This window comes from Pseudonocardia sp. D17, assembly GCF_036984265.1.
Classification (GTDB): Bacteria; Actinomycetota; Actinomycetes; order Mycobacteriales; family Pseudonocardiaceae; genus Pseudonocardia; species Pseudonocardia benzenivorans.
This window is the reverse complement of record NZ_BPRG01000109.1, coordinates 1-8679: the sequence shown is the minus strand read 5'-3', so window position 1 is coordinate 8679 and position 8679 is coordinate 1. Positions and strand designations below refer to the sequence as shown.

Genomic DNA, 8679 nt, shown 5'->3' with positions numbered 1-8679 from the left:
TATCACCACGAGCCAACCCACCCCAAAGATCAACAAGTGCGGACGACGGTGGATTCAGGCTGAGACGTTGAGCGTGGACAAGCTGCCCGGCGCGCTGTGGGTGCAGGCGCTCTCTGCGCGGGTCTTCGGCGTCCACACCTGGAGCTTGATCCTGCCGCAGATCCTCGCCGGCGCATCGACCGTGCTGTTCCTGTTCAGGGCCCTACACGCTGGACATGGTGGACGAAGGCCTGGGCCGGGGGAGCAAGGGATCGGCGCCGGGCCCAGTAGATCCAGATCGGAGTGGTCATGGAGTAGCGCTCGTCCACGAGGACCGGCCAGGTTGCGGCCGGATCGCCGGCGAGATTGTCGTCGGCGAGCACGGCGACTCCCAGGCCGGCCCGGGCCATCGCCACCAGGGTGGTGGTGTTTCCTGATTCGAGGGCGATGTCCAGTACGAACCCGCCCTCCCGCAGGGCCGGCTCCAGCAGGCGTCGGGTCAGGCTGAGGGGGCTGCCAATCATGACCGGCATTCCCGCCAAATCCGACACCGAGATCTCAGTCCGATGCCGCCACGGATGGTCCTCGGCGGTAATGACAATCACCCCCACGTCCCCTAGTCGGTGACCGGCCAGTCTCTCATCGGTCCGCGGGAGGGCGGTTACGAAATCGACGTCGCCGCAGAGGACCTGTTCCACCGGCGGTAGTCCGGGCGATTCGTGTACGCCGACGTGGACGTCCGGGTGCGTCTGACGAAAGCTGCCGATGAGCGGCGCGAGGAAGCGGGGCACGTGAGGGTACGCGCAAGCGACTGTCACCACACCGGCTCGGCCGTGTGTCAGCTCGCTGCTCAACACGCGGATGGCCTCCGCCTGTGCGAGCAGTTGATCGGCGCGGGGGAGCAGCTGCGAACCTGCGCTCGTGATCTTCACCCCCCGGCCGGAGCGCTCGAAGAGTGGCACGCCCAGTTCCGCCTCCAGCGCCTTGACCTGACGCCACAGCGACGGCTGGGCCACGTCGAGCCGGTCGGCCGCGCCCAGGAAGGAGCCGACGTGGGCCACCTCGGCGAAGTAACGCAGCTGGCGAAGCTCCACTACTGCTCCCGATGAATAGGTGGAATCCAAACTATTCTATGGACGCGCATGCGGCGGGCGCCATAGCGTGCCGATGCACCTCGCCCCGGAGAGACCGCCGCATCTGAACTGGTTCGTACTCGCCGGAGCAGAACCACTTTGGACTGGGAGCGAGCATGTCGATGGACGAGGCGGCGAGTTCGGAGAGCTCGAACGCAGCTGCGGCCCGGGCGAAGCAGGACCAGATGGTGGAGCGGGCGCTCCGCGAGTGGCGGGGCCAGCTCGAGAGCCTCGTGGCCGTCGTCACCGGAGGGGCCCGGGGGATCGGCCGGTCCATGTCCGAAGGATTGATGCGCGCCGGCGCGAAGGTTGTCGCCGCCGACAAGAGCTGGGACGGTGCCGAGGACTTCCGCAAGCAGCTAGAAGCTGATCATGGACTGGCCGTCGAGGTAGACATTACCGACGACACCCAGCTCGACGCCGCATACGTTGACGTCTTAGATCGGTTCGGGACCGTCGACATACTGATCAACAACGCGGCGCTGGTCTCCGAGACACTCTTCCACCCGACCGGGCACCGCAACACCCTGGACACGACAGACCAGGACTGGCAGGCGATGTTCGGCGTCAATGTCTTCGGCACCCTGAAGGTCATCCGCCGGTTCATCCAGCCGATGCAGGAGAAAAGACGCGGCAGCATCGTCAACGTGGTCAGCAGCGGCGTCCTCCCCGTCGCCGCCGGCGGCGGCTACCACGGGCTGCGCCCGTGGACTGTGGAGATGCCGTACCAGGCCACCAAGGCGGCCATCACCGCGCTCACCTTCTACCTCGGTGAAGAGGTACGGGGCGACGGTGTCGCGGTCAACGCGATCATGCCGGGGCACACCCGGGCGTCGTGGTTCGACACCACGGCTCGCGCGTTCAACGAGATCGGCGTCGTCTACTTCATGCGGCCGGCGATCCCCGAGCACCTGCTGCCGATCACGCTGTTCCTCTCTGCTCAGGACGGTCGCGGGGCGGCCGGTCGGCTGTACTACGTGCCCGAATGGAACTACGACCACGGTTACGGCGACTACGCCGCCTGGCTGGACCGCGAGCTGCCGCCGGACATGGAGGAGATGTACAGCCGGCTCGAGGCAGCGATGCCGAAGTATGAGCGGGCCGGCGTTCCGCACCTGCCTTTCGACGCGCAAGGTGCGCTATATGCGGCGGCTATGGCGAATCTTGGCTCGCAGGAGAACTGGGCGGGCGGCAGCACCCAGTGAACTGACCGACCTCGGTACCGCGGTGTTCCGCGCCGCTGAGGACGCACGAGTGGGTGTTGACCCCCCGGAGAGGTGCCTCCTATCTTCACTGTGGAGAAGATCTCAGTTCTAATGTGCAGAGGACCTCGAGGTCGTGACGGGTCGATGGCGAGGGCTGTCGTGCCACACCGGCAAGAGGCCGGTTCCGAGAATTGTGCCTGTCGAGCACCAGTCCCAGGTCCCGGTCGGGACGAGAACCAGTCGGACATGAGCGTGAGTGCACAAGGGAGTGCTGTAATGACGATGACCGACCCGCGGCCGATGGTCGCGCCCGCCCGGACTTCGGCCGACCTCGTGCGGCCGGACGAGGGCATGATCAGCCGGGAGATCTTCCGCGACCCAGCGATCTACGATCAGGAACTGCAGCGGATCTTCACCCGGACCTGGCTCTACATCGGGCACGACTCCCAGCTGCGGAAGCCGGGCGACTACATCACCAATGTCATGGGTGAGGACCCGGTGATCGCGACCCGGGGCAGCGACGGCAAAGTCCGGGTGCTGCTGAATTCCTGTCGCCACCGTGGCATGACGGTCTGCTCATCGGACCAAGGCAACGCCAAGTTCTTTCGGTGCCCTTACCACGGCTGGACCTACAGTTCGGAGGGCCCGCTGGTCGGCGTCCCGCGCAGCGCAGATGCTTACCGCAACGAGCTCGACAAGACTCGCCTCGGCCTGGTCGAGGTGCCTCGCGTGGAAACCTACAAAGGTTTCATCTTCGCCAACTGGGATGCCGACGCAATCCCGCTGATCGACTACCTCGGCCGCGACCAGCTTTGGTATCTCGACATACCAATCGAGGGTGCGCTAGGTGGGTTGGAGGTCCTCGGTCCCACCATGAAGTACGTAATTCCGGCCAACTGGAAGCTCGCCGCGGAGAACTTCGCCGGGGACGACTACCACGTGCTCTACACCCACGGGTCAGCGTTCCAGATCGGGTTCCTGCCCGACTACGACATCCTGGCCGACTACATCGCCTACTTCGACCACGGACACGGCATGGGGGACATCCCCAAGCCAGGGCGCGGGCTGGCGAACGACCTGATGATGGCCGAGCACTTCGGCACGGAGGCCGTCGACTACGTCAAGGCCTACAACCAGCGGATCGCCGACCGGCTCAGCCCCGAGCAAGCCGCGGTGCACGGGCTCGGAGAGGGCAACGTCTTCCCCAACCTGTCGTGGATCAAGTTCGGCTGCTTCCACGTGTTCGGCCTCTATCAGTGGCATCCCAAGGGGCCCGGTGAACTCGAGGTCTGGCAGACCACGTTCTACGACACCGGCGCCCCCCAGCACGTCAAGGACTACGCGCGGTCGCAGATGTCGCAGGAGAACGCGGCGGCCGGCATCTTCGGCCAAGACGACGGGGAGAACTTCGAGAAGATCACCGAGTCGGCCCGCGGAGCGGTCTCCAGAACGCTCGATTTCAACTACACGATGGGAATGGGGCACGAGGGTGAGATCGACGAGCCGACCCTGCCCGGCCGGATCGGGCCGCACTACTCCGAACAGAACCACCGCAACTTCTACCGCTACTGGCGCCAGCTGATGACGGAGGACCGGGCATGACCAGCCAGCTGGTGGACCTTCAGCGAGAGGCCGAGCTGTTCCTCTACCGCGAGGCCAAGATGCTCGACAACAATCGGTTCGACGAGTGGCTGGAGCTGTTCACCGAGGATGCCCGGTACTGGATGCCGATCACCGAGAGCCGGGAGGTCGGCCAGGAACGGAGCCCGATCGCAGGCGAATGGGCACTGATCGAGGAAGACAAGAGGTTCCTGCTCAAACGCAACGAGCGACTGAAGACCGGTCTGGCCCACTCCGAGCAGCCGCGTTCCCGCACCCGGCGGTTCGTCACCAACATCGTGGCCACCGAGAACGAGGACGGCACGGTCGGCGTCGAATCAAATCTACTGGTCTTCCAATCGCGCCGGGGCAATTCTGAGCAGTTCTTCGTCGGTTGCCGGCAAGACCGGCTGGTCCGGGGCGAGGACGACTGGAAGATCGCCGAGCGGATGATCCTGCTGGACCACCGGGTGTTGCCCCGTGCAATCTCGATCTACCTCTGAGCGCGACGGTCAGTGCGATGCCCTGGTGATTAGCAATGAGTTTGCCCGGGTGGAGATCAGCCGTGACGACAGCGCCAACGGCACGCGGTTGCGGATCCACAACTCCCGCACCGGTCGTGAGGTGTTCCTGGACCCGCTGCAACTGGAGAGCCTGACCTGGCAGGACGACGCGTTGTTCGCGCGCCTGCTGCACGACCCGTTCGGCCCCGCCGACGACGGAGGAGCAAGGCAATGAGCGAGAACTCGTTCTGGGTGCACGCACTGGGAGCACAGGTGCGGTACTACGACGCCGGCGGGTTCCGGACCCGCTGCATCGAGGCCGGTAGCGGAGAGCCGATCGTACTGCTGCACGGCATCAGCGGCCACGCCGAGACGTGGGTCCGCAACGTCACGACACTGGCGAGGACCCACCACGTCTACGCGTTGGACATGCTGGGCCACGGTTTCACTGACAAGCCCCTGATCGACTACACCGTCCCGGCACTGGCCGAGCACGTGCTGGCCTTCCTGGACGCAGTCGACGCGCCGCGGGCGGTGCTCGTCGGGCAGTCGCTGGGTGGCTGGGTTGCCGGCTGGCTCGCGGCGCACCACGCCGATCGGGTCTCGGCATTCGTCAGCGTGACCGGCGCCGGGCTCCAGGTGGACGCCGGGGGCGCAGCGTTGACCCGCCAGGTCGGCAGCCAGGTTCGAGAGGCGACCAAGAAGGCCTTCGCACAGCCGAGCCGTGAGGCGGTCCGCACCCGGCTGGAATGGCTCGTGCACGATAAGGCCGTGGTGACCGACGAACTGGTCGAGGCCCGCTACCGGATCTTCACCCAGCCCGACTTCCTCGCGGTCGCCAACCGGCTGCTCGACGGGCTGACCGAGGGCGAGTCGGACGCGCTGGGCCCCGAAGCGCTGACCCGGATCTCCTGCCCGACCCTCGTGCTGTGGACCCGGCACAACCCGACCATGCAGTGGCCGGTGGGCGAGGCAGCCAGCAAGCTGATCCCCGGTGCCTCGTTTCACCTCATGGAGGACGTCGCGCACTGGCCGCAGTTCGAGGACCCGGAGGAGTTCCACCGGGTGGTGGGGGAGTTCCTCGGTCGCGTGGTCCCCCGACCTGCCGCCATGGCCGAGAGCTGATTCGGTGGGCAAAATGATCGCCGGCTACGGCGCCTCGCACACCGCGATGATGATCCGGAGGTACGACCCCGCCGCGGCTGACCAGCGCCGGATCCGCGAGGCCTTTGAGACGTTGCGCGCCGAGGTCGACGAGCTGGCGCCCGACGTCGTCGTGATCGTCAGCAGCGAGCACCTGAACTCGTTCTTCTACGACAACTACCCACAGGTCTGCGTGGGCATCGGCGACACCTGTACCGGATGGGGCGATGCCGGTGTACCGGCGGCCGAGGTCCCGTTGGCGACCGGCTTCGCGTCCGCGCTTCTCGAGGCGGGTGTAGCGCGCGGGTTCGACCTGTCGTGGTCGGCCGACCCCCGGTTGGACCACGGCTTCATGGCGCCGCTCACGTTGATCCGCCCGGGACTGGATCTGCCGATCGTCCCGATCTTCCAGAACGCCAGTACTCCACCGTTGGCCCCGTTCTGGCGCAGTGCCCAGCTCGGCGAGCTCATCGCCTCGGTGGTGGCCGAACGACCGGAGGGCGAGCGGGTGCTGTTGCTGGGCGCAGGCGGATTGTCCCACTGGGTTGGAACCCCGGAGATGGGCCAGGTGAACGTCGAGTTCGACGATGGCTTTCTGGACTGCGTCCGCAGGGGTGCGGTCGATGAACTGCTCACCTGGGACGTCCCGTGGGTCACCGAGGAGGCGGGCAACGGGGCCCAGGAGATCCGGAACTGGGTGACCGTGATGGCCGCCTGCCCGTCGCCGGGAACGGTCACCGCCTATGAGCCGGTGACCGAATGGGCGACCGGCATGGCGCTGGCCCGGCTGTTCTGAGGAAGCCCTGGTGAATCTTCGACTCGACCGGCTGGTCCGCCGGATGGCGCGCGATCCCGACCTGTTGCGGCGGGCCGGGGACGACGCGGCCGCGGTGGCTGCCGACGCAGGGGTGACGGCCGAGGACGTGACCGACGTGGTGCTCGCGAACCTAGCCGCGTTGCACGCCCGGGGCGTGCATCCACTGCTGCTCATGCAGCTTGCCGGGGCCACCCGCACTGATCCGATGGGGCAGCTCGGCTCGCTGCCGACGAACGAGAGGACCCGCACGAAATGAAGGTCGTCCTGGACGTGGCGAAGTGCGAGGGATTCGCCTCGTGTGTGCTGAGCGCGCCGGAGGTGTTCGACCTCGACGAGGAGGACAACGTCGCGATAGTGCTGGAAGCCGAGCCCTCCGCCACACTGCGGCCGGACCTGGAAGCCGCCGTGCGGGCCTGTCCGGTGCACGCCATCACCCTCACCGACTAGCCTAGCTCGTTGTGGGCCACCTGCCCGGCGCCGCCGCGGCGGTACCGGCGGCACCGCACGCCCTCCTGTACAGCCTCTGAGCAGAGCGATGGCCGTGGACCGTCCGCGGAGCGCACGACGGTCCGGGCCCAGGCTTCGTCTGCCGTGGCCCGGCGCACAGGTCGACCCAGCGGTGGCGCTGGCCGAGTACCCCACCGGCGTCGAACTCGACACCGACCCGGCCCGACGGGCCGCCCAGCAGGCCTTCCTCGAGGAGCTGTTGGCGGTCACCCCGGTAGCCGACTCCACCCCGGAGGTGGCGGTGCACCATGCCCGCGCTACTGGCTCACGTCCGCCGTGCCGGGCGGCCCCGCGGCGTCCCACGACCTGATCATCGCCGCCACCGCGCGCGCCACCGGCCGGGTCCTGATCAGCACCGACGCCCAGGCCGGCTTCGCCGACCTGCCCGAGGTCAAAGTCCGAATACTCGGCACTTGATCAACCGGTGCGCGCTGAGAGGTAGGCCTTCCGCAGTTCAGCGACCACCATAAGCCGATAACGGGGGATATTATGATAGATCAAGCGGCGGCCTACCGCTGATGCGGCGCCATCGGCCACCGAGATTCGCAGCACGTCCACGGCGAGCTCGTTGCCGCTCGGCCCGGTGCGACGGGGTCCCGTCCCGGCCATCCTCCAGAGCCTGCGGGTCTGGCCATAGACTCCGCCCCATGGCCGGGCCTCCCGACGTAGATCCATCCTCGGCAACCCCGTCTGGCCGCCCCCCCGCGGACAAGCGCTCAGTGCTGCAATCGGTCGAGCGGGCGGTCGCGGTCCTGCAGGCCCTTGCTACTCAGCCGAGCCCTCGGTCAATCGTCGATCTCGCTGCGAGCCTCGGGGTGGACCGCACGATCATTCGTCGGATCCTCCGGACGTTGGAGGCCGAGGAGTTCGTCGAGCCCGCCCCGGGGGGCGGCTACCTGATCGGCCCGCGGGCGCTCGTCTTCGGCAATGCCTATCGCGAGAGGCTTTCCCTGCGCTCGGCCGCATTGCCGTACATGTCGGACTTCGTCCGCACGCTAGGTGAGCGCCAGCTGATGGTTTCCATCGCCGCAGTCGTGCACCGGGAGCTACTCCTTGTCGACCAAGTGTGGAACCCCGGCATGAGCCTTGATCTCGTCTTCGACGTGGGCTCACGGTTCCCGGTCGGCCAGTCCGCCTCGGGCCGAGCCCTGCTCGCTTATATGTCTCGCGAAGAGATCGCCGATACGGTCGGAGCGGAGCAAGGCCGCAAGCTCGAGCCACGGCTGATCGCCATCCGGGCCGCGGGCGGCGTGGATTTCCAGCGTCGCCCCGATCAGCAGGGCCACTGCGCCATCGCCGCAGTCATCTTTCCGCGCCACGGCCGCCCTCGGAGCACGCTGGTGCTCTCGGGGCTCGGACTGGAAGACGAGCTATACCCTGACTCACCCTCGGCGAGGCAGGTGCGGCGGTACGCCGACCGCATCGGCGATCTGATCTGACGTCGAGTGATGGCCCGTACGGCGATCTCCGGGACCAGTTGCGATCTCTTGAGGTCAGCTTCCCAGAGGGCCAAAAGTGACTATCAAGACCGCCAGTTCGCCCACTCAGGTAGCTCGGTCAGCACGATCACCTGCGCGATGCACTGAGCGGTCACCCCGAGCAACGTGATCATCCTGCCCGCGACCAGGGTAATGGCCCGGTCCTCCATCCCCGGCGCCCGCCGATCGCCGCCTCGCGTGTCCCCGCCATTACGGGCCCCGGCTGATGACGTGAGCTGGGCCCAGGTCTAGCTAGTGCCTCGATCGAGAACGTTGGCGTTGTAACCCGGCTGCGGTGATCGGCTGAGAGGCTGT

11 protein-coding genes and 1 pseudogene are annotated in these 8679 nt (G+C 67.0%); 11 read left to right on the top strand and 1 reads right to left on the bottom strand.

The features are described 5' to 3' along the window. Positions 1 to 73: 73 nt before the first annotated feature. Positions 74 to 145 (top strand): annotated as a pseudogene (locus PSD17_RS35375) (hypothetical protein); the annotation flags it as partial. Positions 146 to 194: 49 nt separating this feature from the next. Here the strand turns inward: PSD17_RS35375 and PSD17_RS17920 are convergent. Further along, entirely contained in the window at positions 195 to 1073 is an 879-nt protein-coding gene (locus tag PSD17_RS17920; protein ID WP_339123644.1) for a LysR family transcriptional regulator, read from the bottom strand. Positions 1074 to 1228: 155 nt separating this feature from the next. Here PSD17_RS17920 and PSD17_RS17915 point away from each other — a divergent pair, with 155 nt between their 5' ends. From PSD17_RS17915 to PSD17_RS17870, 10 genes are all read left to right on the top strand, one after another. After that, positions 1229 to 2317, top strand: coding sequence for an SDR family NAD(P)-dependent oxidoreductase (locus tag PSD17_RS17915; RefSeq protein ID WP_339123642.1), 1089 nt, complete (start codon positions 1229 to 1231; stop codon positions 2315 to 2317). 276 nt (positions 2318 to 2593) lie between these two features. Further along, positions 2594 to 3919, top strand: coding sequence for an aromatic ring-hydroxylating dioxygenase subunit alpha (locus PSD17_RS17910; RefSeq protein ID WP_339123641.1), 1326 nt, complete (start codon positions 2594 to 2596; stop codon positions 3917 to 3919). Beyond that, positions 3916 to 4419, top strand: a complete 504-nt coding sequence (locus PSD17_RS17905; protein WP_339123640.1) for an aromatic-ring-hydroxylating dioxygenase subunit beta — start codon at positions 3916 to 3918, stop codon at positions 4417 to 4419. Before PSD17_RS17910 ends, PSD17_RS17905 begins: the two co-directional genes overlap by 4 nt. Positions 4420 to 4468: 49 nt before the next feature. Beyond that, entirely contained in the window at positions 4469 to 4654 is a 186-nt protein-coding gene (locus PSD17_RS17900; protein WP_339123638.1) for a hypothetical protein, read from the top strand. Continuing rightward, on the top strand, positions 4651 to 5544 hold the full coding sequence (locus tag PSD17_RS17895) for an alpha/beta fold hydrolase (protein ID WP_339123636.1): 894 nt from the start codon (positions 4651 to 4653) through the stop codon (positions 5542 to 5544). The genes PSD17_RS17900 and PSD17_RS17895 overlap by 4 nt, the downstream gene beginning before the upstream one ends. A gap of 13 nt (positions 5545 to 5557) precedes the next feature. Continuing rightward, a complete protein-coding gene (locus tag PSD17_RS17890; RefSeq protein ID WP_339123634.1) occupies positions 5558 to 6358 on the top strand; it encodes a hypothetical protein in 801 nt (266 codons plus the stop codon). A 10-nt stretch (positions 6359 to 6368) separates the two neighbouring features. Beyond that, positions 6369 to 6635 (top strand): hypothetical protein, encoded by a 267-nt coding sequence (locus PSD17_RS17885; RefSeq protein WP_339123633.1) that lies wholly within the window; start codon positions 6369 to 6371, stop codon positions 6633 to 6635. Beyond that, positions 6632 to 6826, top strand: coding sequence for a ferredoxin (locus PSD17_RS17880; protein WP_339123632.1), 195 nt, complete (start codon positions 6632 to 6634; stop codon positions 6824 to 6826). Before PSD17_RS17885 ends, PSD17_RS17880 begins: the two co-directional genes overlap by 4 nt. Positions 6827 to 7162: 336 nt before the next feature. Beyond that, positions 7163 to 7303, top strand: coding sequence for a hypothetical protein (locus PSD17_RS17875; RefSeq protein WP_339123630.1), 141 nt, complete (start codon positions 7163 to 7165; stop codon positions 7301 to 7303). A gap of 302 nt (positions 7304 to 7605) precedes the next feature. Continuing rightward, on the top strand, positions 7606 to 8325 hold the full coding sequence (locus PSD17_RS17870) for an IclR family transcriptional regulator (protein ID WP_339123628.1): 720 nt from the start codon (positions 7606 to 7608) through the stop codon (positions 8323 to 8325). The last annotated feature ends 354 nt before the right edge of the window (positions 8326 to 8679 follow it).

What these genes read in the sequence shown, in the direction of transcription:
- PSD17_RS17915 (WP_339123642.1), top strand. Translation starts at nt 1,229, where the DNA reads ATGTCGATGGACGAGGCGGCGAGTTCGGAGAGCTCGAACGCAGCTGCG.
- PSD17_RS17910 (WP_339123641.1), top strand. Translation starts at nt 2,594, where the DNA reads ATGACGATGACCGACCCGCGGCCGATGGTCGCGCCCGCCCGGACTTCG.
- PSD17_RS17905 (WP_339123640.1), top strand. Translation starts at nt 3,916, where the DNA reads ATGACCAGCCAGCTGGTGGACCTTCAGCGAGAGGCCGAGCTGTTCCTC.
- PSD17_RS17895 (WP_339123636.1), top strand. Translation starts at nt 4,651, where the DNA reads ATGAGCGAGAACTCGTTCTGGGTGCACGCACTGGGAGCACAGGTGCGG.
- PSD17_RS17890 (WP_339123634.1), top strand. Translation starts at nt 5,558, where the DNA reads ATGATCGCCGGCTACGGCGCCTCGCACACCGCGATGATGATCCGGAGG.
- PSD17_RS17880 (WP_339123632.1), top strand. Translation starts at nt 6,632, where the DNA reads ATGAAGGTCGTCCTGGACGTGGCGAAGTGCGAGGGATTCGCCTCGTGT.